The sequence below is a fragment of the Pseudofrankia saprophytica genome, assembly GCF_000235425.2.
In the GTDB taxonomy this organism is placed as follows: domain Bacteria; phylum Actinomycetota; class Actinomycetes; order Frankiales; family Frankiaceae; genus Pseudofrankia; species Pseudofrankia saprophytica.
Genome location: NZ_KI912266.1, coordinates 2,911,723 through 2,934,923 on the forward strand (window position 1 = coordinate 2,911,723; position 23,201 = coordinate 2,934,923).

Genomic DNA, 23,201 nt, shown 5'->3' on the forward strand with positions numbered 1-23,201 from the left:
ATCGGGTTGTTTCCATGGCCGATCCGGCGTACGTGGGAAGCCAGGGGCAGACTGTCAGGCATGGCGAGCGACTCGACAACCTACCCGGGGACACCGGCCGGATCCGGGCCCCTGACCACCGTGACCGCGGCGGAAGTGCCGAGCACGGGCGCGCAGGACGAGGTCGTCGAACTGTGTAGGGACCTGTTGCGGATCGACTCGACCAACCGTGGCAACGGCGACGGGTTCGAGCGCACGATCGCCGAGTTCGTCGCCGCCAAGCTCGCCGAGGTCGGCCTCGAACCGACGCTGCTGGAGTCGGAGCCTGGCCGCACCAGCGTCATCACCCGGGTCGAGGGTGCCGACCCGAGCCGCCCGCCGCTGCTGATCCACGGCCATCTGGACGTGGTCGCGGCCGACCCGACCGAGTGGACCCATCACCCGTTCGGCGGCGAGGAGGCCGACGGCTGCCTGTGGGGCCGCGGCGCGATCGACATGAAGGACATGGACGCGATGACGCTCGCCGTCGTCCGCGACCTGATGAGGACCGGCCGGAAGCCGCCGCGCGACCTGGTCGTCGCGTTCGTCGCCGACGAGGAGGCCGGTGGGCCGCTCGGCGCGAGCTGGCTGGTGAACAACCACCCCGGCCTGTTCGCCGACTGCACGGAGGCGATCAGCGAGGTCGGCGGCTTCTCCTACACGATCAACGACGACCTGCGGCTCTACCTCATCCAGACCGCCGAGAAGGGCATGGCCTGGATGAAGCTGACCGCGCGCGGCCGCGCCGGCCACGGCTCCATGCTCGCCTCGGACAACGCGGTGACGGCGCTCGCGGAGGCGGTCACCCGGGTCGGCCGGCACCGGTTCCCGATCGTGCTGACGCCGACCGTGCACCAGTTCCTCGACGAGGTCGGCGAAGCACTGGGCATCGAGATCGACACCGACGACCTGGAGACGACCGTCGCGAAACTCGGCGCGCTCGCGCGGATGATCGGCGCCACCATCAGCAACACCGCCAACCCCACCCAGCTGAACGCCGGCTTCAAGGTGAACGTGATCCCCGGCGAGGCGACGGCCGGCATCGACGGCCGGTTCCTGCCGGGCCACGAGGAGGAGTTCATCGAGCAGATCGACGAGCTGATCGGGCTGGACATCCGCCGCGAATGGGTGGTGCTCGACCGGGCCGTCGAGACGCCGTTCGAGGGGCCGATGGTCGACGCGATGGCCGCCGCGCTGCGCGCCGAGGACCCCGGCGCCCGCGCCGTGCCCTACATGCTCTCCGGCGGCACCGACGCCAAGTCGTTCTCCCGCCTCGGCATCCGCTGCTTCGGCTTCTCCCCGCTGCGTCTCCCGCCCGACCTGGACTTCTCCGGCATGTTCCACGGCGTCGACGAGCGCGTTCCCACCGACGCCCTCCGGTTCGGCGTCCGCGTCCTGGACCGCTTCCTCGCCGCCAGCTGACCCCGTCCGCGCGGGGCCTTCCTTGTGGCCTGGCCGTGGCATGCGAGAGTCCGGCTGAGCGGCATGCGGACCTGGTGCCTGGGGCATCCTTTGCGTAGCCGCCGCGTGTTTGAGCCTGAATCGCGCGGCCTCGCGTGGCCGGTGGCCGCACGGTAGAGCAGGGGGGCGAGGGCTGGGGTGGCGGCGCGACGGCCGGGGCCGATCGGGTGGCTGTTCATCGGGGCGGTGCTGTTGGGACTGGTCGCGGTCGTCAGCAGGCCGGACGGGGGCGGCGACGGCGGAGGCCGGAAGGTGGCGCTGTGGGGGGACTCGCTGGCCTGGGAGGCCCAGGGGTCGTTCAAGGCGGCGGTGACCGCGGCCGGCGGCACGTCCCTGCTGGTCCACACGTACGGCGGCACGGCTCCCTGCGACTGGCTCGACGACATGCGCAAGCAGTCGCGCAAGTGGCACCCGACCGTGGCGGTACTGTCCTTCTCGGGTAACACCGGGTCGCGGTGCATGAAGAACCGCGACCTCGTCGAGGCCTACCGGGAGGACGTCACCAAGGCGGTCGCGCGGCTGACCCGGGGTGGCTCCCACGTCCTGCTGGTCGAGGCCCCGCCGCGGCTCGACCAGCAGGTCAGCGACGGCGGGTTCACCCCGCTCGACCAGGTCTGGCGCGACATCGCCCACGACCTGCCGGACACGAGCGTCGTGCCCGCGGGCAGCGAGGTGACCCTGCCGGACGGGCGGTTCACCTGGACGCTGCCGTGCCGCCCGGGCGAACAGTGCGGGCCCGACGGAATGGTGACGGTGCGCAGCCCCGACGGGGTGCACTTCTGCCCGCGCCAGATGGCGCCGGTGACACCCTGCCCGCTCCCGTCGGCCGGCGCGGATCGTTACGGGCGGGCGATGGCGGCGGCGGCCGTCGCCGCCATCGGCCCGGCTCCGTCGCCGTCGGGCACGCCGCCAGCCTCCGCCCACCGGTCCACGCTGGGCGTGCCGTCGAGGCCGGTCAGGGTGACGCGCCTGCGCCCGGCCCCGCGGCGTGCGGGCACGCGGCGCGGGCACCGGTCAGCGCGGGCGACCGCCGACGGATAGCCGCCGACGGATAGCTGTGCCGCGAGCACCATGCCGACGCGGGTGGGTCCGAGCAGGCTCATGGACGGGCACGCTCGCCGTACCGGTGGTCCGCGTCCGACCAGGAAGCGACGGCCTGCCCAGGCCCCACCGAGACCTTTCCGCCGACCGCCTCATCGAACAGGAGAACGATGGCCACCGTACGTGTACTTGCCATCCCGGCCGTGGGCGCGAACGTCGAGCCTGCCACCGTCGAGCGCCGCGACCCGCGCCCGGACGACGTCGTCATCGACATCAGGTACGCGGGGATCTGCCACAGCGACATCCACCAGGCCAACGAGGACTGGGGCCCGGTGATCTTCCCGATGGTGCCCGGCCACGAGATCACCGGCGTCGTCGCGGCAGTCGGCGACGAGGTCACGGCGTTCGCGGTCGGTGACCGGGTGGGTGTCGGCTGTTTCGTCGACTCCTGCGGGACCTGTGAGCCGTGCGTGGCGGGCCTGGAGCAGTACTGCGTCGCCCATCCGGTGGCGACGTACAACGGCAGGGAGCGCGACGGCACGCCCACCTATGGCGGCTACAGCGAGCGGATCGTCGTGCGTGAGTCGTTCGTGCTGCGCATTCCGGACGCGCTGGCGCTGGACGCCGCCGCGCCGCTGCTGTGCGCGGGGATCACGACCTACTCGCCGCTGCGGCACTGGAAGGTCGGACCCGGCTCTCGGGTGGCCGTCGTCGGCCTGGGCGGGCTCGGGCACATGGGCGTGCAGCTCGCGCACGCGCTGGGCGCCGACGTCACCGTGCTGAGCCAGACGCTGGCCAAGGAGAAGGACGGCCTGCGCCTGGGCGCCGACCGCTACCGGGCGACCGGCGACCCGGCGACGTTCGACGAGCTGCGGGGAAGCCTCGACTTCATCCTGAACACGGTGTCGGCCAGCCTCGACCTGGACGCGTACCTGTCGCTGCTGCGCCTGGACGGGACGATGTGCAACGTCGGCGGCCCGGATGAGCCGCAGAACCACTTCGCCTACTCGCTGATCCAGACGCGGCGCAACCTCGCCGGCTCGAACGTCGGCGGCATCCGCGAGACCCAGGAGATGCTCGACTTCTGCGCCGAGCACGGCATCGCCGCCGAGATCGAGCTGATCGGCGCCGGCGACGTCAACATCGCCTACGAGCGGGTCCTGGCCAGCGACGTCCGCTACCGCTTCGTCATCGACATCGCCACGCTCACCTGAGTCGCCCGCCCGTCGGGCGCGCCTCCGCGGCCGACGGGCGAGCCATGGTGTCATCTCCCGAGCAGGCGGCGCAGCCAGAGCAGCCGGGCGTCCTTGGCCTCGCGGGCGAGGGCCGTCTGGGGGGCGAGCATGTCGAAGCCGTGGAAGCCGCCGGGCCAGACGTGCAGCTCGGCCTGCCCACCGGCCCGCCAGATGCCGCTCGCATAGGCGACGTCCTCGTCGCGGAAGGTCTCGGCCGAGCCGACGTCGACGTAGGCCGGCGGCAGCCCGGACAGGTCCGCCGCCCGGGCCGGCGCGGCATAGGGGGAGACGCCGGGCCCGCCGCGTGCGGAGCCGAGAAGCGCGCCCCACCCGGTCTCGTTGGCGGAGCGGTCCCAGACGCCGCGGCCGGTCATCTGGAACGCGGACGGGGTGTCGTTGCGGTCGTCGAGCATCGGGGACATGAGCACCTGGCCGGCGAGCGCGGGGCCGCCCCGGTCGCGGGCGAGCAGCGCCAGCGCGGCGGACAACCCGCCGCCGGCGGACAGGCCGGCGAGGACGAGGCGGTCGGGGTCGCCGCCGATCTCGCCGGCGTGGTCGGCGGTCCAGCGCAGGCCCGCGTAGCAGTCCTCGACCGGCGCCGGGTGCGGGTGCTCGGGCGCGAGCCGGTACTCGACCGAGACGGCCACCAGGCCCAACTGCTGGGCCCAGTCCAGGATGTTCGCCAGTCCCGTCCGGAAGTCCCCGACGATCATCCCGCCGCCGTGGGAGTGGTAGATCACGGGCTGGGCGGCCTCCGGGTCGGCGCCGGCCGCCTCGATGGTCGCCGGCGTCGGGCGGCAGACGAGCAACGCCACGTCCGGCGCCCCGGACGGGCCGGGCACGGACACCTCGCTGACCTCGAACGCCCCGTCCCTGGCCAGGTCCTCGTTCGTCAGGCCAGGGCCGACCCCGCCGTTGCCCCGTAGCCGCGGGATCATGTCCGGGGTGATCGCCGCGGGTAAGAACTCGGCGATCGACTCCACGATGGCGGCCATCTCCGCGTCGAACGGCGGCGGCGGGCCGACTGGCGCGGGCTCCGCGCCAGGCGCGGGGACGGGCGGCGTTGCGGTCGTCATGGCTGCTCCTCGGCTCCTCTGCTGCTCGCCGACACGGGTCGCGGCTGGTCTAGCAGCATCCATCCGCCGGCGCCGGGGCGCGACAAAACCAGGCAAGTGCCTTCGGCTGGGTCCGGACTGGCCCGCGGCTGTCTGTTCGGTCTGGGCGAACAGGCGGGGCGGGTCGACGAGGAACAATGGCGGGCTCCAGTGCCTTGAGTCGGTCAGTGTCAAGTTCCTTGGTCTTGGCGATGACTGGTCTGTTGACCGTGAGGGATGTGCTTCGTGACCCAGACTCGTGTGCTGCCTGTTCTGCCGCTCGACGACGCGGTCGTGCTGCCCGGCATGGTCGTTCCGCTCGCGCTCTCCGACGTCGAGACACGCGCCGCGGTGGACGCGGCCAGGGCGTCCGCCCAGTCGCGCTCTCCCGACAACGCCGGCTCCGCCGCCTCCGTGGGCTCCACCGCCTCGGCTGACGGCCGCAAGGCGCAGGTCCTGCTGACCCCGCGGCTGGACGGCAGGTACGCGCCGGTGGCCGCGCTCGGCGTCATCGAGCAGGTCGGCCGGCTTCCCGGTGGCGAGCCCGCCGTGGTCGTCCGCGCGGTGGCCCGCGCCCGGATCGGCACCGGCAGCACCGGTCCCGGCGCCGCGCTGTGGGTCGAGGCGACCGTTCTCGACGACGTCACGCCGGTGAACGGCAAGATCACCGACCTTGCCCGCGAGTACAAGGCGCTCGTCACCACCCTGCTGCAGCAGCGCGGCGCGTGGCAGGTCGTCGACTCGGTGACCTCGATCGAGGACCCGTCGGCGCTCGCCGACACCGCCGGCTACGCCCCGTACCTCACCGCGGCGCAGAAGCTGGAGCTGCTGGAGGCCGCCGACGTCGCCGCCCGGCTGGAGAAGGTCCTGGGCTGGACCAGGGAGCACCTGGCCGAGCTCGACGTCGCCGAGACCATCCGCAAGGACGTCCAGGAGGGCATGGACCGCCAGCAGCGCGAGTTCCTGCTGCGCCGCCAGCTGGAGGCCGTCCGCAAGGAGCTGCGCGAGCTGTCCGGCAAGGGCGGTGAAGGCGCCGCCGACGGCGACGAGCAGGACGACTACCGGGCCCGCGTCGAGGCGGCCGATCTGCCGGAGAAGGTCCGTGAGGCGGCCCTCAAGGAGGTCGACAAGCTGGAGCGGACCTCCGACCAGTCACCCGAGGGCGGCTGGATCCGGACCTGGCTGGACACCGTGCTCGACATCCCGTGGAACGAGCGCACCGAGGACTCCTTCGACATCGCCGGCGCCCGCGCGGTACTGGACGCCGACCACGCCGGCCTTGACGACGTCAAGGACCGGATCGTGGAGTACCTGGCCGTGCGCCGCCGGCGCGCGGACGCGGGGCTCGGGGTCGTCGGCGGGCGGCGCAGCGGCGCGGTGCTGGCACTGGCCGGCCCGCCAGGCGTCGGCAAGACCTCGCTCGGCGAGTCGGTCGCCCGCGCGATGGGGCGCAAGTTCGTCCGGGTCGCGCTCGGCGGCGTCCGCGACGAGGCCGAGATCCGCGGCCACCGGCGCACCTACGTCGGCGCGCTGCCCGGCCGGATCGTCCGGGCGATCCGCGAGGCCGGCACGATGAACCCGGTCGTGCTGCTCGACGAGGTCGACAAGCTGGGCGCCGACTACCGGGGCGACCCGACGGCCGCCCTGCTGGAGGTGCTCGACCCGGCGCAGAACCACACGTTCCGCGACCACTACCTCGAGGTCGAGCTGGACCTGTCCGACGTGCTGTTCCTCGCGACCGCCAACGTCGTCGAGGCGATTCCCGAGCCGCTGCTGGACCGCATGGAGCTGGTCCGGCTCGACGGGTACACCGAGGACGAGAAGGTCGTCATAGCCCGCGACCACCTGCTGCCGCGCCAGCTCGAGCGGGCCGGCTTCGCCGCCGCGGACGTGACGATCGACGACGGGGCGCTGCGGCTGCTCGCGGGGGAGTACACCCGCGAGGCGGGCGTGCGTGACCTGGAGCGCTCCATCGCCCGGGTGCTGCGCAAGATCGCCGCGAAGGTCGCGCTGGAGACGGCGCGCTCCGCCAGCCCCAGCCCCAGCGTCGGCGCCACCGTCGGCGCTGACGCCGCCGATGGTGGCGAGCCCGCGACGACGGACGTGCCGTCCGGGGGCGCGGCGGCGACGCCGGTGACGGTCGGTGCCGGCGACCTGGTCGACTACCTCGGCAGGCCGCGGCACACGCCCGAGTCGGCCGAGCGCACCGCGCTGCCCGGGGTGGCGACCGGGCTCGCGGTCACCGGCGCCGGGGGCGACGTGCTGTTCATCGAGGCGTCGCTGGCCGACAAGGAGACCGGCGCGACCGGCCTGACGCTTACCGGCCAGCTGGGCGACGTGATGAAGGAGTCGGCGCAGATCGCGCTGTCCTACCTGCGCTCGCGCGGCGCCGAGCTGGAGCTCCCGGTCGGGGATCTGGCGGAGCGGGGCATCCACGTCCACGTTCCGGCGGGCGCGGTGCCCAAGGACGGGCCGAGCGCCGGCGTCACGATGACCACGGCGCTGGCGTCCCTGCTCTCCGGCCGCCCGGTGCGCGCCGAGGTGGCGATGACCGGCGAGGTGTCGCTGACCGGCCGGGTGCTGCCGATCGGTGGCGTCAAGCAGAAGCTGCTGGCGGCCCACCGGGCCGGCCTCACCACCGTCCTGCTGCCGAGCCGCAACGGCCCGGACCTGGACGACGTGCCGGCGGCGGTGCGCGACGCGCTCACCGTCCACCTGGTGTCCGACGTCCGCGAGGTCCTCGACCTGGCCCTCGAGCCGGCCGCGGCGTTCGAGCGGGGCCGCGGCGCGATGGCCGCCGCCTAGCCGGCGCCGGCACCCGGTAGCTGACGGTCGGTAGCTGACGGCCGGTCGACGGACTCCTCGTCCGCCGACCGGCCGTTGGCGATGTGTTCGCCACCATGGTCCCGGCGCGTTCGCCTCGCGTCACGTCTCGTTCGCCAACGTCGCTTTTGGTGGACGGAAAATCACAGTGAGATGATGGGGCTATATTGGTGTCGGCAACATGGGACGGTGGGGGAGTGCTCGCTGACGCTGAGATGATCGCCTTTGTGCCGACGGTCGATCTCGACCGGGCGCTGGACTTCTATCAGGGGGTCCTCGGCCTCCGGCTGGTCGAGGAGACGCCGTCGGCGGTCGTGTTCCAGGCGGACGGCACGATGCTGCGGGTCAGCGCGGTGCGCGAGGTCGTGCCCCAGCCGTTCACGGCGCTCGGCTGGCGGGTTGACGATCTCGCCGACGCCGTGCGCTGGCTCACCGGCCGAGGTGTGCGGGTCAACCGCTATGACGGCCTCGATCAGGACCGCCTCGGCATCTGGACATCGCCGGACGGTGATCGAATCGTGTGGTTCAACGATCCCGACGGTCACACATTGTCGGTAACCCAGTTCTCCAGTTAACCCGGTTCTCCAGTTGTATGGAGCTGTCCGCCGGCGGCGACCGTCCAGAAGCAATTCTGTCGCCTCGGCGTCTTTGCCGGCCAGAATGGTCGAAGATCGCGCGGCGGGGCACCTGGACGAGTATTCGCCCCACCCGTTCAGCGGACGGAACGCGCGTATCCCGTGCGGGGCGCGGCGCCCGGCGGGCTCATCGGGACCGGCGGGGGGCCCACGGACGGGCGTAGCAGCTGCGCCGGCACGCCCGCCCAGACCTCGCTGTCGCCGATCCCGCGGATCACGGCCGCGCCCATGCCGATCATCGACCAGGAGCCGACCGTCAGCCCCTCGCGGATCGCGCAGCTCTGCCCCAGGTAGGCCCCGGCCCGCACCCGGACGGCGCCGGCGAGGGTCACCGACGCGCAGACGCTCACGTAGTCCTCGACGACGACGTCGTGGGCGAGCACCGCGTTCGGCATGATGGCGACGTGCCGGCCGACGGTCACGTCCGCGGTGAGCACGGCACCCGCGAGCAGCACCGACCCGGCCCCGACCGAGCAGGAGGGCGGCACCACGGCACGCGGGTGGATCACGTTGGTGTAGCGGTCGTCGCCGACGCCCATCTCCTCGAGCCGGTGCCGCAGCACGGCGCGCGAGCGCCCACGGCCAGGCCCGAGCAGCAGGCGGGCCCGCGGGTACTGGGCCACCCGGTCCAGGCCGCCGAGCACCTGGGCGCCGCCGATCGGTGCGCCCCACAGCGCCGGGTTGTCGTCGAGGAAGCCCACGACGTGGTGCTCACCGGACGCGCGAGCCGCCTCCGCCGCCTCCCGAGCCAGGCCACCGGCACCGACGATGAGCAGCGGGACTGGCCCGGCGGCGGTCATGCTGTCCTTTATACGGCCTTTCTCACCCGAAGGCGCCCCGGGGTATTCCGGCTGGGCATGGTGGACCGTCGTTCATCCCGGTCGAAGACCGTACGAACGTCACGGGGCGCCCCGGTATGGCTGCGCACGGAACATCCTCGTCGCCGGCCCACGCCCCGCCGGCGGTGAACCGGCGGGGGTGAGCTGGTGGCGGTGAAGCGGTGGCGGTGAAGCGGTGGGGTTCCGAAACGATCTCCCGCCGTTTTCCGCCTCTTTCCGCGCGGCCGCGGTCAGCTCGAGAACAACGTGTTGAAGAAGCCGCCGTGACCGCGGCGGCCGTGGCTGGACCCATGGCCGAACATGCCGTGCCCACCCTGACCGCTGTGGCCCCAGGCGGGCTGGCCGTAGGGCTGGGCGGGGTAGGGCTGCGCGGGCTGGCCGTAGGGCTGCGCGGCCGGCGGAGCGGGCGGGATCGGCGGGGCGGGCTGCGCCCACTGCGCCTCCAGTCGGGTCAGCGCCTCCAGCTCGCCGTAGTCGAGGAAGATGCCGCGGCAACCGTCGCACTGCTCGATCTGGACGCCGTTGCGGCTGTAGGTCCGCATCGCCGAGTGACACTTGGGGCACTGCATCGTCGGGTGGTTCACGTGTACCTACCCATCCTTGGGGCGGACTCGTCGGGCCCGTAGCCTACTGAGCCTTCATCCTCTACAGCGCTGTCAGATGTACGACTCGGGGGGTACAGCCTGGGCCGCGCCTCGTGCGGCGCCGCGCCGCACAGCGAGGTGCGTTGCGGTGCGGTGACCACGGCTACGACAGCATCCGGCGGCAGCAGGTGACGAACGCCTGGCCCAGCGGGTCCAGCCCGTCCGGATCGTCCGGCCCCGCAAGGGCGTCGGACCCGTCAGGGCCGACCCGCTCGTCACTGTCTGGCCCGATCTCACCGCCGCTCCCGCCGCTTCCGCCGGGGGATGTCGGCAGCGACGCGGTCAGGGCCCGGGCGGCGTACTCGACGACGAAGGTCCGCGCTGGCAGGTCGACGGCCGACCAGGGATCGCCGCTGGGCGGCAGCGCCGGGCCGCCGGCGGCCCGGTAGGCGTCGACGAACCGCGTCCACACCGCCGGCGGCAGCAGCCCGGCGGCGAACCAGGCCGCGGGCCTGGCCAGATCCCAGGCCGGGTCGCCGATCCCGAGGTCGTCGACGTCCACCAGCCGCCATCCGTCGGCGTCGGTCCTGACCAGCTGCCCGAGGTGCCAGTCGCCGTGGATCAGCGTGACCGGCCGGCCCGGCCGCGCGGTCATGACCACGTCCCGGTCCGGCAGCGCGCGGTAGGCAGCCAGCACCGCCGTCCGGGCCGAGCCGCCAGCGCCCGGGTCGCTTCCCGCCACGGCCGCGCCCCCGGTCGTGTCCGTGGCGTCGGCCTCGGGCTCCTTCGCTGGACGGCGGGTCGGCGCCTGACGCTCCAGTGCCCCGATCGCGGGCGCGAGCCGTCGGCGCGGGTGCGCGGCGAGGCCCGAGATGCCCGCGGGGCAGGGCGCGGTGTGCAGCCGGGCCAGCAGCGTGGCGGCCTGTTCCCACGGCGCGGCATCGGCGTCGGCGGGCCCCAGCGCCAGGCCGAACGGCCAGGCGCTCACCCAGCGCCCGGCCACCTGGGCCGCGTAGCCGGCGAGCTCGGCGTCCGGGATGGGCAGCGGCGCGAGCAGGGCGGTGGTGAGGCACGGGTCGGCGGCGGCGAGCAGGCGGGCCGCGAGCGCGGCCGGGTCGACATTCGCCTGATGCGCCTTCAGCACCGCGCCCCCGCGCCGCACGACCAGCCGGTCGTGCCGCTCCGAGAGCACCTCGACCGCGCCGCCGTCTCCTGCCGCCGCCAGGCGCGCCGTGAGCGCGGCCATGCCGTCCAGAAGCGCCCCGGTACCAGTTCTCGGCTCCTGCGCGCCGACGGTCGTGGCAGCTCCCGTCCGTACCGGAACCGCCCGGGGCAACGCGTCATCCACCTGGCGATTCAACCAACCGCGATCGAACCAACCGTGAGTGCGGCGCGAATGTCCTCCCGGCGGGTGATCCCGAGCTTCCGGTTGACGCGGCCCAGGTGGTACTCGACGGTCCGTACCGACACGGCCAGCTGGTCGGCGATCTCCCGGTTCGTCAGGCCGTCGACGGCGAGCAGGGCGACCTGCCGCTCGCGCCCGCTCAGCGAGGCGGCGCCAGCGGGCCACGGCCGGGATCCGGCCTCGTCCGCCGGGCCGGAGCCCTCGCGACGGCCTCGCCGGTGCCCGCCTGGCGCGCCGCGGCGCCCACCGGCCGGGCCGTCGACGGGTGGACGGCGCGTCGGGCCGAGGGCGCCCGGCCGCTCGGGAAGGCCGATGCCTCCCGGGCTGGGCGTGGCGGGGACGCGGGCGCCGGCCGGGAGCAGCCCGGCGTGCTGGGCGCGCAGGACGGCGGTGAGCCGGTCGGAGGCGCCGAGCTTGCGGTGGATCGGCTTGGCGCCTCCGACCGGAGTGCCCGGAGTGCCCGAGTGCGTGAGCGCCCGGAGTGCCTGGAGCGATCGCGGCGGACTTCGTCGGCAACCGGGGCTTGCCAAGCGTCCTAACGCGATATATCGTGAGCGTGTCACTGAAACACTGGCCCGCTCCAGACAGGCAAACGCCGGGAGCGAGCTCGGTGCCCGTGGCACTCGCGGGAGGCGCCGGGCTCGGCCGGTGCGCCTGGTCGCGCCGATCGGACACCCGACGGACGCCCCCGCACCCCTACCTCCATCAGCGCGTATGCGCACACATTCCGCAAGGAGAAACACCATGAAGTTCGATCATCGTGATTGGCCCGAGCCTCGCTCGGAGGAGCACGGTCCGCGCGGCGGTGGCCGACGGCACCACGGCCCGTTCCGTCGCCACCACCACCAGGGGTTCGCCCACCACCCCGGTCCCGGCATGGGCCCGTTCCCCGGTCCCGGCATGGGTCCGTTCCCTGGCCCCGGCCTCGGAGTGTTCGGGGGCCCGCCGCCCCTGGGCCCGGTTCCCCCGGGCGGTCCGGTCCCCCCGGGCGGCCCGGGGCCGTGGGGACGACGGGGGCGCCCAGGCGGTGGCCGCGGCCGCGCCGGCCGCGGCGACGTCCGCGCCGCCGTGCTGCTGCTGCTCGCCGAGGCGGACGGCCCGATGCACGGTTACCAGCTGATGCAGGCGATCGCCGAACGCACCGGCGGTGCCTGGCAGCCCAGCCCCGGCGCCGTCTACCCGACGATCAGCCAGCTTGAGGACGAGGGCCTGGTCACCGTCACGGCCGAGGGCGGCCGGCGCCTGGTCACCCTCACCGAGGCCGGCCGGGAGCACGTCACCGCGAACCGCGGCACGCTCGGTGATCCGTTCGCCGGGTTCACTGCCCGCGCCGGCAGCGGCGCCAGCCTGCTCGGCCCGGCCCAGGAACTGCACGCCGCCATCTGGCAGGTCGCCAGGACCGGCGACGCGGACCAGGTCGCGGCCGCCAACAAGGTCCTCACCGAGGCCCGGCGCGCGCTGTACCTGATCCTCGCTGGCGAGCCCGCCGCCGAATCGACTGCCGAGTCGACCGACTCGGCCGCCGAGCCGGCGCCGCCGGCGGCATCCGCCCCGGATGACGCCACGCCCGCCGCCGAGTAGCTCGCGGCCGTCCAGCCCGCGCCCCTCTCCCGTCCGGCGAAGCCACGGAGGAGGGGCGCGGCCAGCTCAGCTCGCCGTCCGCGGCCGGGTCTGGCCGTTTAGCCAGCCCAGCGGCTAGGGTGGCCGGCGGCCGGCGGCCGGCGGCCAGTCGCCGGTGGCGTGCCGGCGCGGCCGGCGTGGACTCGGCCGCTCGTCAGCAGCTCTACAGCTTTTCTTAAGGCGCAGCCAAGACTCCGCCTCCATGCTGCATGGCGAGGCCCTTCTCACACCCGGTCGGTCGTCGCGTAGAGCTCCCTCCACGCGACGCCCGGCCGGGTCCCCCCACCAGCCCAGCCCGGCGCCAGCCCATCGAGGCTCGCGCGGCCGGTCTGCTACGCCGGGGGGCGGGCCGGACTTACCCCCGCGGACCCGCCTGAAGCGTGGACACATCCGGTAGTGACCGCCGTTTCGGCGGCACCGCGGTCCACACCGACGCCTTCACCGAGACTCGCCGGGCCATCCCGCGTCGAGCCATCCCGCGCCGGTCCCCGACCTAACCCGTTCTGACCGGCGGACCGCTCGGCGATCGGAGCGGGCGATCTCTCTAACGATTTACGAATTCTCCGGTTGTCGCGCCGTTCGACGGCCGCATGATCGAACAGGCCGGCGCCCGGAATCTTCCCGTTGGGGTCCCGTCGCGGCGTCCGGTTCGGCGGCGCGGTTTTCGAGATCGTGTGGCTGATTTGTCGCCCGGCTCCATCCTGGCCGCGCGATGGTCCACGGGTGGCCGCGGACGGTTTTGGCCGCGACGGGTGTGTAGACGGCCCACAACAAAGCAGCGCGCGACCGCCGGGCCGCGCGCTGCTCTGTCTGAGGTCGAGGGGTCGTCAGACGGGCTGAACCTTGTCAGCCTGCGGACCCTTCTGGCCCTGCACGATCTCGAACTGCACGTTCTGTCCCTCGTCAAGCGACTTGTAGCCGTCCGACTGAATCGCCGAGAAGTGGACGAACACGTCCGGACCGCCACCGTCCACGGAGATGAATCCGAAGCCCTTCTCCGCGTTGAACCACTTGACGGTACCCTGAGCCACGAGCGTTCTCCTTGCTACTTTCCCGGTAGACGTCCTTCGTCTCCCGGTCTCGCGCCAGCCGCGGACCGCTCCACGGCCGGCCGTTCCCGTTCGACGATGCATGACGTTCATACAGCGGAGAACCGGTAACACCACCACCCTACCCGCCGTCGGCGCTGGCAGTCTCACCACGGCGGAACCACGGTCCCTCTGTTTGCGCGGCCAGGACGCACGAAAACGGGGCAATCGGCTGTGCCCGTGGCCTACTTGGCGTCTCTGGGCAGGGCCGGTCGGACGGGGCTCAGAGCGGGGCGAGGACCACGACGGGGATTTCGCGGTCGGTCCACCCCTGGTACCGCGCGAAGTCGGCGTAGAGATCGACCAGCCGCGGCCACAGATCGGCGCGCTCCTCGGGCGAGGCGACCCGGGCGCGGACGGGGATGTCGCGCCAACCCTTCATGTGCACCCGCGTCTCCGGGTGGGCGACGAGGTTCAGGTACCACTGCGGGTTCCTCGGCAGCCCGCCCTGGGAGGCCACGACGACCAGGTCGTCACCGGATCTCAGGTACAGCAGGGGCGTGGTGAACATCTTTCCGGACCTGCGGCCGCGGTGCTGGAGAAGCAGCGTCGGCACCGGCCGGCGGAAACCTGCCCCGACCCGCCACTTGCCGCCGATGCGCCCATTGGTCATCCTGAAGATCTTCACCTGGGTCCTGGCCAGGTACTTGATGGCCTTGGCCGTCGTGGGGGAGTCCAGGCCGCTGGGGGCCTTCTCTGGCAGGGAGAAACGTGCCACCGAAGCTCCTGAAAGTGCCCGATCTACCGACCCGCTGATCTATCGGGGCTGAGGACCGGGGTAGTGGGCGGCTGTGGACCCTCCGAGGGGCATCGGGCTCATGCCGAGCTTGCGATGATCCCAGGAGCGAACGCGCTCGACATCGACGCGCACGGCTACACGCTTGTGGAGCATGAATTCCACCAGCGGCCGCGCCTCGTCGCTGTATGGGCCGTGGTACCGCTCCCAGACATTCACGCCCACGGCCCACAGCGCCTCGGGGTCGTCCACGATCTCGGCCCGCCCCTCCATCGAGACCCCACGCAGTGTGTCGTAGGTCAGGCCGTCCTCCAGCAGGACGGTGACCCGTGGGTCGCGGCGGATGTTGAGCGCCTTCTGCGCCTTGGCCTTGGTCTCGAACCACAGCACCCCGTCGAGGACGGCGAACCACATCGCGACGGCGTGCGGGTGGCCGGTCGGCCCGAGCGACACCAGCGTGGCCGTGCGCCGTGTCGCCACGTAGGCCGAGATCTCCTCGGCCGTCATCTCGATCTGGGATCGCTGGTTGGTGCCCACCCGTCCCTCTCCTGGTCCGCTGTCCGCTGTCGGCGGTGGGAAGTCGGGGGTCCGACCCAGGCCGGTCCGTCCGGCGTCGCCAGAGAATGCCACAGAGTGTGCTCAAGCCGCGCGACTATCCCGGATATCCCTGAATCGCGAGCACCACGGCGGCTTTGCGCGGAAAGGGAGAGTCGAGCAGATCACCACTCCCGATCCCGCCGCCATCGACTGGACCGGGCCTGTCTCAGGAGACGTAACGCAGCCGGAGCGCCTGGCGCGGGCAGGTGTCGGCGGCGCGGCGGGCGTGCGCGGCCAGCGGCGGTGGGACCGGGATGTCGCGGCTGGGACGCCCCGGGGGGCGCTCGCCGTCGCGGGCGGCGGCCGCGCGGGCGGCCTCCTCGCGCGAGATCGGATAGCCCCACCGGTCCTGGGCGAGCACCTCGGGCAGCAGCTCGGCGCACCAGCCGCGGCCGTCGCACGCCGTCCAGTCGACGGTGAGCAGCCAGCTCGACGGCGGCTTCACCGCCGGTCGCGGGCCATCGCCGTGCGCCTGCCTGTCGGGTGCCGAGTGCGTGGGCGCCTGCGAACCGGCTGACGGTTGTGGCAGTCGACTGGTCATCGCTGTGCCCTCCCTGCTGGTCGGGTGGATGTGGTGGCTCGAGACGGTGTCGGCGGTGGGGGGGGGGAGCGCGGCCATGCCAGGAACTACCCGTTTCGCGGCGCCGCAGCCCTTTCGATGACGACGATCACGCGGCCGAACCCGCGCAGCGGCCGGCGGCGTGGGCGGCCAGGTCGACGGCGAAGGCTCGCAGCGCCGTGCGGACGAGGCGGGCGGCGCCGTCGGGATGGCGACAGGCGCCCCGCCCGTCGACCAGTTCGGCGAGCTCGGCCGCCTGCCACGCCCAGTGGCCAGTCAGGCCGCCCGTGGCCGGCAGGCTGGGCATCGCGGCCATCGCTCCCATCGCGGCCAGGCCGGACATCGCGGCCGCCAGCTCCGGCAGGCCGTCACGGCACGGCCCGCACTGCCCCGCGCTCTGCCCGGCCAGGTAGCCGACGATCCTGGCCGTCTCCGCCAGCCCGCAGAGCCGCCCGGGCAACAGGTGGACGAGACCAGGCCCGGGACCGGCGCCCCAGGCCGCGAGCCCGGCCCGTGACATCGGGACCGCGTGCGCCCGGCCCGCCGGCAGCCAGCCGCCGCCGTAGCCGCCGACGCGGACCGCCCCCGGCTCCTCGGCCGGGCCGCCCGCGAGCCCGACGATCTCCCTGAGGGTGGCGCCGACCGGCACCTCGACCAGCCCCGGGGAGACGACCGCGCCGCTGACGGTGACGAGCATGGTGCCCGGGTCGTCGGGCGCGCCGGTGCTCCGGAACCAGGCCGCGCCGTACCGGGCGACGAGTGCCACGTGGGCGAGCGTCTCGGCGTTGAGCACGACGACCGGACGACGCAGCCGCCCGGATCGCCCGGACTGCCCGGACTGCCCCGCCCGGCCGGCGCCGCGTGGCGCGGGCGCGGCGAGCGGGACCCACTGGGGGAACGGCCTGGCCGCCTTCCCGCCGACCACGGCCGCCGCGGCGGCGGTCGCCTCGCCCGCGACGAACACCCCCGCCGGGGCCGCTCGGACGACGGGTGGGACACGGTCGAGTCGGGCGGCCCGCCGTTCGGCCAGAGCGCGGGTCACGGCATCGGCGGCTGGGCCTGGCTTGACGTAGACCCGGGTGTCGGCCGCCGCGACGGCCTCGGCGACCAGCGCCAGACCGTCCAGCACCAGATGGGGCGCCGCGGTCAGCAGCCAGGCGTCCTTGCGACTCTCCGGCTCGCCCTCGGCGGCGTTGGCGATCACCGTCACCGATCCACCCACCGCCTGCCCACCGCCTCCTCGCCCGGTGGCCGTCCCACCGTCGCGCGCGGCGGCCAGCTTGCGCCAGACGGGAAAGCCCGCGCCACCACGCCCGGTCAGGCCGGCGGCGCGTAGCTCATCGACGAGCGGGCCGGGACCGCCGCGCAACGGGACGGGGCCCAGCCGGGCAAGGTGCTCCTCGAGGCTCGCGGCGGCGGAGCCGAACAGGCGGGGCTCGTGACCCGGCCGCGCGGGAGATTCCGGCCCCGTGCAGGGCGGCGACCCGGCTGGGCGCGCCGCCCCTTCGGCCGCTCGCCCCGCCGCGGCGGCTCCCGGGCCCGAGGACGAGGCGGACATGACGTCCCCGTTCCGGCCGCGTCGCGGCAGTTGGGCGTCGTTCACGGGCGCCGCGGTCATCGGACCCCCTCCGCGCTGGCGGGGTGGCTCGGGCCTGGGCGCGGTGACGATCTGGCGACGTCCGGGGGAGCCGGTCTCTGGCTCGCCCTCCTGGCCGAAAGGCTCGCCCTGCCGGCCATCGGGAAGGACGTCGAGCATCGCCAGCCGACCGCGAGCAGTACGGCGGCGGCGCAGAGCACGGCGACGAGCAACTGCCAGCGGGTGCCGACGTCGCTGCCCGAGCCGAGCGAGTGCGCGAACGCCAGCGGCCAGGTGGCGTAGGCGGCCCAGTGCAGGGCCCGCCAGGCGCGCGCGCCGATCCGGTGGCGCAGCAGGCTCGTCACGACGAGCGCCACGAGCAGGTCGAGCGCGACCGTCCCGAGCCCCACCCACAGCGACCGGTAGTTGGCGCGGAACGGCAACACCACGTCAAGGGCGCCGATGTGGGCGTACGGGTCGGCGACCAGCGTCGTCACGTGGACGGCGAGCAGCGCCACTGCGAGCAGGCTCGCGTCGCGGTGCACCGTGGCCAGCGCGAACCCCGGCAGCCCGGCGGCCGGTCGCCCCGAGCGGGCCGTGATCCCCAGGACGACCGTCAGCGTCAGGACCAGCAGCAACGTCATCCCGGTGCCGCGGGCGGCGTACCAGAGCGCGTCGTTCGTCACCGCGCGTCGCCTTCCCACGCCGTGGCCGCCAGCGCCGCCGCTGCCAGCGCCGTGTCCGCCGTGTCCGCCGTGTCCGCCGTGTCCGCCGCGGTCGCCGTGACGGCGGCGATGGCGGTGGAGGTGCGATCGGGGGCGGAGGTGGGAGTGGGAGCCGGTGGGGCGGGTGGCCAGCCGGCGACGGCGTGGACGGAGCCGGCCGCGTCGACCAGCCGGGCGGGCAGGCCGGTCCGGCGCAGCCAGCCCACGGCCAGCTCGGCGCGGACGAGGGCGGCGGTGCTCGCGGTGTTCGCGGCGAGGCAGCTGCGCGCGGCGACGGTCACCGTCCGCCAGGTCACCGGGGCAGGCTGGCAGGTGCGCGGGTCCAGGATGTGGTGGAGCATCCGGCCGTCGCGTCGCCAGCGCCGGCCGATCGTGCTCGACGTGGCCAGCGCGCCGCCGGCGGCAAGCGTCACGGCGCAGGCCGGCTCGCCAGGGCGGTCCCGCACCTGGACGCGCCACCCGCCTGGCGGCGCGGCGCCGGCCGTCGCGATGTCGCCGCCGAGGCTGACGAGCGTGCCCACGCCGAGCCGACTCGCGACCAGAGCCGCGCACCGGTCCGCCGCGTGCGCCTTCGCGGTTGCGCCCAGGTCGAGCTGGACGCCGGCTGGCACCGTCAGGACGTCGCCGTCGAGAACGATCCGCCGCCACGCGGGCGCGAGCCGCATGACAGTGGCCGGCGTGCCGTCGACGCCGAGCGCGGCCGTGGCGATGGCGAGCGCGGCGCCCGAACTGCCCGAACTGCCCGAACTGCCCGAAGCGTGCGCGGCGCCGGCGCGCGAGGCCCCGGCGGGGCTGGGCATGACCGCGCCGCCGGGGGCGATCAGGGCGATGTCGCGGTCGTAGCCGAGCGCGGCGAGCGGGCCGCCGAGCGTCGGGTCGACGTCGCCGCCGCTGGCCTCGGCCGCCTTGAGCGCGGCCGCGACCAGCTCGGCGAACAGCGGGCTGACCCTGTGCGGCCGCCCACCGGCGGTCGCGACCTGGCTGAGTTCGGAGTCGTCGCGGAACCGGCTCGCCGCCGCGTCCACGGCCGCGAGCTCCTCCACGACGAGCAGCCGCGCCTCGTCGATCGCCGCGGGGTCGGTGACGACCACCCGTGCCGTCGTGCTCCACACCGCCCACTCGGCGGCGGCGTCCTCGGCGCGCATGTCAGCTCCCGCCCGAGCTGGCGTGGGAACCGCCCGTACCGCCGCCGGAGACCAGGCCGCCGCTGGACCCGTCGTCGAACGACCAGGTCGAGTCGCCGCTCCCGGACGAGGACCCGTCGTCCTGTGTGCCGCCGGTGGTCGTGTTGCCGTCCGTCTCGCTGCCGCCCGAACCGGCCGATGCGGCGGAGTGATCACGCGCCAGGACGCCGAACCCGATGACGGCGGCGGCGCTGACGGCGAACAGGCTTCTGGTCGCCCTCGCCGTGCGCCGGATCCCGTCGTCGCGGGATGGTCGGACACCGTTGTCACGGGTTGGCATGGTCCTGTCCCTCCGTCGGCCCTCGCCGCGATCGCCACCGTGAGCGACCGGCCTCGCCATGGTTGGCGTGGTCGGTGCGGGTGCAACGATCGCTGCATCACCGTCAGAGTGACCGCGAACCCTTGGAGCGGACTGAACGGACGCTGTGCGCAGGCCCGGAGGATGTGTCAGCGACCCGACTCCTCGACCAGGCTTTTCGTACACCGGTCGGCCATCCCACTAGCCGACGAGGATGACCTCCAGCGTGCGGGGCCCGTGCACCCCTTCGACCCGGTGGAGCTCGATGTCGCTGGTGGCGCTCGGCCCGCTGACCCAGGTCAGCGGGCGGGCCGCGGCGCCGGCGGCGCGCAGGCGGGCCAGGGCGTCCGGCACACCTGCGACCACCTGGTCGGCGCGCACGACCACCAGGTGGTAGTCGGGCACCAGGGACAGCGCCCGCCGGCCCTGCCCCGGGCCGCCGTCCAGCACGATCGTCCCGGTCTCGGCGATCGCGAGCGCGCAGCCGGTGAGCACCCCGTCGGTCGCGTCCAGCTCGGCGGCGGTCAGTGGCGGCTCGTCGTCGACCATCTCGATCCCGCGCGCCGCGGCGAGCCAGCCGGGTGGCAGACCCGGCGGGCGGACCAGTCGACGCGCGCCGCGCCCGGTCAGCGCGGCGGCGACGGCGGACGCGATGTTCCCGTCGGATGCGCCGTCCCCGTTGGGTATGCCGTCTCCGTCGAGGGCGCCGTCCCCGCCGGTCGCCGGGCCACCGGGCGAGACCTGCCCGGCCGAGACCCCACGGACGAGTGCGTGGTAGTCGGTGAGTCGGCTGGCCAGCAGCTCGAACAGCGCAGCTGGCGGCGCGTCCGCCGCCAGGCTCGGAGATCCTGCGCCAGCGGTCCGGTAGTCCCGGGTGACGGGAGGCGGGGCCGGCCGGTCGGCGAGCGCCGCGCGCACCCGGGCCAGGACCTCCGCCCGCGCGTCACCGGACGGCCGCGGCGGCAGCGGGTTCGTCGGACTCATCGCGGCGTCCCTTCGTCCAGCGTCCCCTCGTCCGCCGCGTCGGTCGCGTCCGGCGCTTTCGGACGGTCGGAGCCGGGCCGCTGACGCGACCAGCGGTCGCGGAAGCTCTCGGCCGGGGGGAGCGGCAGGTCGCGACTGACGGTCCAGGCGGCCAGCGGCGGTGGCAGCCGGCCGATCGCGCCGCGGCGGCGCCCGAGCAGCCGGCCGAGGCGGGCGGCGCGTAGGGCGCGTGCCCAGCGGTCCGGTTTCGCCATCGTCCAGGCGGCCGCGGCCATGACGGCCCGTTCGGGCTTCGGCGGGTGGCCGGCGCCTCGTCCGGTATCCACGACTTTGGCGCGCAGGTGGACCAGCATCGACGGTATGTCGATCGCGACGGGGCAGGCGTCCAGGCAGGCCCCACACAGCGTCGACGCGTAGGGCAGCGACGGGTTGTCGGCGACGCCGGCGAGCTGCGGCGACAGCACCGCGCCGATCGGGCCGGGGTAGACCGACCCATAGGCGTGGCCGCCGGTCCGCTCGTAGACCGGGCAGACGTTCAGGCAGGCCGCGCACCGGATGCAGCGCAGCGCCGCCCGCCCGGCCGGGTCCGCGAGCGTCGCCGTCCGGCCGTTGTCCAGCAGCACCAGATGGAACGCCTGCGGCCCGTCGCCGGGTGCCACCCCCGTCCACATCGAGGTGTAGGGATTCATCCGCTCGCCGGTCGCCGAGCGGGGCAGCAGCTGGAGGAAGACCTCCAGGTCGCGCCAGGTCGGGACGATCTTCTCCAGGCCCATCACGGTGATGAGCGTGTCGGGCAGCGTCAGGCACATCCGGCCGTTGCCCTCCGACTCGACGACCGCGAGCGTGCCCGTCTCGGCGACGGCGAAGTTCGCCCCGCTGATCGCGACCCGGGCGGACAGGAAACGCTCCCGCAGATGCCGGCGGGCGGCCTCGGCGAGCGCCCGGGGCTCGTCGGTCAGGCCGGGCGGCGCGGGGACGCCGCCGGAGGCGCCCATCTCCCGGACGAAGATGTCGCGGATCTCGGCGCGGTTGCGGTGGATCGCCGGGACGACGATGTGGCTGGGCCGGTCGTGGCCGAGCTGGACGATCAGCTCGGCGAGGTCGGTCTCCCAGGCGGCGACGCCGGCGTCGGCGAGCGCCTCGTTCAGGCCGATCTCCTGGGTCGCCATCGACTTGACCTTGACGACCTCGGTGGCGCCCGCCGCGTGGACGAGGTCGACGACGATCCGGTTGGCCTCGTTGGCGTCGCGCGCCCAGTGGACGACGCCGCCGCGCGCGGTGACCTGCTCCTCCAGCTGGACCAGGTAGTCGCCCAGGTTCGCGAGCACGTCGTCCTTGATCGCGGCACCGGCGGCCCGCAGTTGGTCCCAGTCGTCGAGCTCGGCGACGACGCGCGCCCGGCGCCCGCGGATCGTGCCCGTCGCCTTCCCCAGGTTGCGACGTAGCTGCGCGTCGCCGAGCGCCCGGCGGGCGGCCACCGGGAACGGCTCGTCGCCGCGCAGCATCCCGACCCCACGCGGCGCCGTCGGCGGCACCACCGCCGGCAGCCCCAGAAACGTCGCCGCGGATGCCCCCGTCGCCCCGCCCGACGCCGTCACGACATCCTCCCGCCAGCGAAGTGTGGCATCTCAGCGTGCCTATGGACCCGCTGAGATGCCACAGTCCCAACCTCAGGCGGCGAACTGTGGTGGATGAGCATGCCTATAGACACCTCCAGATGCCACACTTCGACGTTCGAACCTGGCGGGGATGGGAGGTCACCAGTCGGAGGACGGGCCGGGGTGTGCCCGGCCTACCAGCCCGCCCCGGTTCGCCTGTCCACGGCCCGCTCAGCCGTACACATTTGATCGCTGTGCGTGTCCAGCCCGGCCGGTGACCGCCCCGGCGGCCCCGAGGAGGCCGGTCGGCACCCGGCCGGATCATCGCGCGGCCCGCGTGGCGGATGACGCGGCCGGCGCGGCGACCCGCGACCCGGGGGTGGACGCAAGGATCTCGGCCAGGTGGACGGGGCGGACGCCGGCCCGGAGCCGGGACAGACCGCCACCGATGTGCATGAGGCACGACGAGTCGCCGGCGGTCACGACCTCCGCGCCGGTGGACAGCACATCCCGCATCTTGTCGGCGAGCATCGCCGTCGACGTGTCCGCGTTCTTCAGCGCGAACGTGCCGCCGAAGCCGCAGCACGCCTCGGCGGCGGGCAGCTCCACCAGCTCCAGGCCGGCGACGGCACGCAACAGCCGCGTCGGCGCGTCGCCGACCCGCAGCAGCCGCAGCGAGTGGCAGGTCGGGTGGTAGGTGACCCGGTGCGGGTAGTAGGCCCCGACGTCGGTCACGCCGAGCACGCCGACGAGGAACTCGGACAGCTCATAGGTGCGCGCCGCGAGGTCGGCGGCGGCCTCGGCCAGCGCCTCGTCGCCGGCGGCGGCCGCGAGTGTCGCGTACTGGTGGCGTACCGAGCCGACGCAGGACCCGCTCGGCGCGACGACCGCCTCGTATCCGTCGAACGCGCCGACGTGCCGCCGCACCAACGGCAGCGCCTCGCGGGCGTAGCCGGTGTTGATGTGCATCTGGCCGCAGCAGGTCTGCGCCAGCGGCAGGTCGACCTCGTGGCCGAGACGCTCCAGCACCCGCACGGTCGCGTCGCCGACGTCCGGGAACATCCCGTCGACGAGGCAGGTGACGAACAGGCCGATCCGCAT

At 74.1% G+C, this 23,201-nt stretch carries 22 protein-coding genes; 6 read left to right on the forward strand and 16 right to left on the reverse strand.

The window, feature by feature from the left end:
* Positions 1 to 60 precede the first annotated feature (60 nt).
* From FRCN3DRAFT_RS0212090 to FRCN3DRAFT_RS0212100, 3 genes are all read left to right on the forward strand, one after another.
* On the forward strand, positions 61 to 1,440 hold the full coding sequence (locus FRCN3DRAFT_RS0212090) for a M20/M25/M40 family metallo-hydrolase (protein WP_007514515.1): 1,380 nt from the start codon (positions 61 to 63) through the stop codon (positions 1,438 to 1,440).
* A gap of 225 nt (positions 1,441 to 1,665) precedes the next feature.
* Positions 1,666 to 2,520 carry a DUF459 domain-containing protein gene (locus FRCN3DRAFT_RS44120; protein WP_232794017.1) on the forward strand — a complete coding sequence of 285 codons (855 nt, stop codon included), beginning with the start codon at positions 1,666 to 1,668 and terminating at the stop codon, positions 2,518 to 2,520.
* A gap of 170 nt (positions 2,521 to 2,690) precedes the next feature.
* The gene (locus FRCN3DRAFT_RS0212100) at positions 2,691 to 3,734 is read left to right on the forward strand and encodes an NAD(P)-dependent alcohol dehydrogenase (RefSeq protein WP_007514518.1); all 1,044 of its coding nucleotides are present in this window, start codon (positions 2,691 to 2,693) and stop codon (positions 3,732 to 3,734) included.
* A 50-nt stretch (positions 3,735 to 3,784) separates the two neighbouring features.
* On the opposite strand, the gene FRCN3DRAFT_RS0212105 is transcribed toward FRCN3DRAFT_RS0212100, so the two are convergent.
* Entirely contained in the window at positions 3,785 to 4,831 is a 1,047-nt protein-coding gene (locus FRCN3DRAFT_RS0212105; RefSeq protein ID WP_007514519.1) for an alpha/beta hydrolase, read from the reverse strand.
* 264 nt (positions 4,832 to 5,095) lie between these two features.
* Here FRCN3DRAFT_RS0212105 and lon point away from each other — a divergent pair, with 264 nt between their 5' ends.
* On the forward strand, positions 5,096 to 7,654 hold the full coding sequence (lon, locus tag FRCN3DRAFT_RS0212110) for an endopeptidase La (protein WP_007514520.1): 2,559 nt from the start codon (positions 5,096 to 5,098) through the stop codon (positions 7,652 to 7,654).
* 215 nt (positions 7,655 to 7,869) lie between these two features.
* A complete protein-coding gene (locus FRCN3DRAFT_RS0212115) occupies positions 7,870 to 8,247 on the forward strand; it encodes a VOC family protein (RefSeq protein WP_007514521.1) in 378 nt (125 codons plus the stop codon).
* 137 nt (positions 8,248 to 8,384) lie between these two features.
* Here FRCN3DRAFT_RS0212115 and FRCN3DRAFT_RS0212120 read toward each other — a convergent pair whose 3' ends face one another.
* From FRCN3DRAFT_RS0212120 to FRCN3DRAFT_RS56080, 4 genes are all read right to left on the reverse strand, one after another.
* Positions 8,385 to 9,107, reverse strand: a complete 723-nt coding sequence (locus tag FRCN3DRAFT_RS0212120) for a NeuD/PglB/VioB family sugar acetyltransferase (protein ID WP_007514522.1) — start codon at positions 9,105 to 9,107, stop codon at positions 8,385 to 8,387.
* Between the two features lie 269 nt (positions 9,108 to 9,376).
* Positions 9,377 to 9,715 (reverse strand): TFIIB-type zinc ribbon-containing protein, encoded by a 339-nt coding sequence (locus FRCN3DRAFT_RS0212125; RefSeq protein WP_027140494.1) that lies wholly within the window; start codon positions 9,713 to 9,715, stop codon positions 9,377 to 9,379.
* A gap of 178 nt (positions 9,716 to 9,893) precedes the next feature.
* Positions 9,894 to 11,078: a phosphotransferase gene (locus FRCN3DRAFT_RS44125; protein WP_131803610.1), complete on the reverse strand. Its 1,185-nt coding sequence runs from the start codon at positions 11,076 to 11,078 to the stop codon at positions 9,894 to 9,896.
* An 8-nt stretch (positions 11,079 to 11,086) separates the two neighbouring features.
* Positions 11,087 to 11,665, reverse strand: coding sequence for a helix-turn-helix transcriptional regulator (locus tag FRCN3DRAFT_RS56080; RefSeq protein WP_027140495.1), 579 nt, complete (start codon positions 11,663 to 11,665; stop codon positions 11,087 to 11,089).
* A 214-nt stretch (positions 11,666 to 11,879) separates the two neighbouring features.
* On the opposite strand from FRCN3DRAFT_RS56080, the gene FRCN3DRAFT_RS44130 reads away from it, so the two are divergent.
* Positions 11,880 to 12,716 (forward strand): PadR family transcriptional regulator, encoded by an 837-nt coding sequence (locus FRCN3DRAFT_RS44130; protein ID WP_007514526.1) that lies wholly within the window; start codon positions 11,880 to 11,882, stop codon positions 12,714 to 12,716.
* Positions 12,717 to 13,582: 866 nt separating this feature from the next.
* Here the strand turns inward: FRCN3DRAFT_RS44130 and FRCN3DRAFT_RS0212145 are convergent.
* From FRCN3DRAFT_RS0212145 to FRCN3DRAFT_RS0212195, 11 genes are all read right to left on the reverse strand, one after another.
* Positions 13,583 to 13,786, reverse strand: a complete 204-nt coding sequence (locus FRCN3DRAFT_RS0212145; RefSeq protein WP_007514527.1) for a cold-shock protein — start codon at positions 13,784 to 13,786, stop codon at positions 13,583 to 13,585.
* A gap of 280 nt (positions 13,787 to 14,066) precedes the next feature.
* On the reverse strand, positions 14,067 to 14,561 hold the full coding sequence (locus FRCN3DRAFT_RS0212150; protein WP_007514529.1) for a nitroreductase family deazaflavin-dependent oxidoreductase: 495 nt from the start codon (positions 14,559 to 14,561) through the stop codon (positions 14,067 to 14,069).
* 39 nt (positions 14,562 to 14,600) lie between these two features.
* Positions 14,601 to 15,116, reverse strand: coding sequence for a pyridoxamine 5'-phosphate oxidase family protein (locus FRCN3DRAFT_RS0212155; protein WP_007514531.1), 516 nt, complete (start codon positions 15,114 to 15,116; stop codon positions 14,601 to 14,603).
* A gap of 226 nt (positions 15,117 to 15,342) precedes the next feature.
* A complete protein-coding gene (locus FRCN3DRAFT_RS44135; RefSeq protein WP_007514533.1) occupies positions 15,343 to 15,717 on the reverse strand; it encodes a ferredoxin in 375 nt (124 codons plus the stop codon).
* Between the two features lie 127 nt (positions 15,718 to 15,844).
* Positions 15,845 to 17,353 carry an NADH-ubiquinone oxidoreductase-F iron-sulfur binding region domain-containing protein gene (locus FRCN3DRAFT_RS0212165; protein WP_007514536.1) on the reverse strand — a complete coding sequence of 503 codons (1,509 nt, stop codon included), beginning with the start codon at positions 17,351 to 17,353 and terminating at the stop codon, positions 15,845 to 15,847.
* On the reverse strand, positions 17,350 to 17,997 hold the full coding sequence (locus tag FRCN3DRAFT_RS0212170) for a ferric reductase-like transmembrane domain-containing protein (protein ID WP_007514538.1): 648 nt from the start codon (positions 17,995 to 17,997) through the stop codon (positions 17,350 to 17,352). The genes FRCN3DRAFT_RS0212165 and FRCN3DRAFT_RS0212170 overlap by 4 nt, the downstream gene beginning before the upstream one ends.
* A complete protein-coding gene (locus FRCN3DRAFT_RS51275) occupies positions 17,994 to 19,181 on the reverse strand; it encodes an FAD:protein FMN transferase (RefSeq protein ID WP_007514540.1) in 1,188 nt (395 codons plus the stop codon). Before FRCN3DRAFT_RS51275 ends, FRCN3DRAFT_RS0212170 begins: the two co-directional genes overlap by 4 nt.
* Before the next feature lies 1 nt (position 19,182).
* Positions 19,183 to 19,500, reverse strand: a complete 318-nt coding sequence (locus FRCN3DRAFT_RS0212180; protein ID WP_007514542.1) for a hypothetical protein — start codon at positions 19,498 to 19,500, stop codon at positions 19,183 to 19,185.
* A 219-nt stretch (positions 19,501 to 19,719) separates the two neighbouring features.
* Entirely contained in the window at positions 19,720 to 20,502 is a 783-nt protein-coding gene (locus tag FRCN3DRAFT_RS0212185) for a LutC/YkgG family protein (RefSeq protein WP_007514543.1), read from the reverse strand.
* The gene (locus FRCN3DRAFT_RS0212190; protein WP_007514544.1) at positions 20,499 to 22,100 is read right to left on the reverse strand and encodes a LutB/LldF family L-lactate oxidation iron-sulfur protein; all 1,602 of its coding nucleotides are present in this window, start codon (positions 22,098 to 22,100) and stop codon (positions 20,499 to 20,501) included. Before FRCN3DRAFT_RS0212190 ends, FRCN3DRAFT_RS0212185 begins: the two co-directional genes overlap by 4 nt.
* A gap of 321 nt (positions 22,101 to 22,421) precedes the next feature.
* Positions 22,422 to 23,201 carry a (Fe-S)-binding protein gene (locus tag FRCN3DRAFT_RS0212195; RefSeq protein ID WP_007514545.1) on the reverse strand — a complete coding sequence of 260 codons (780 nt, stop codon included), beginning with the start codon at positions 23,199 to 23,201 and terminating at the stop codon, positions 22,422 to 22,424.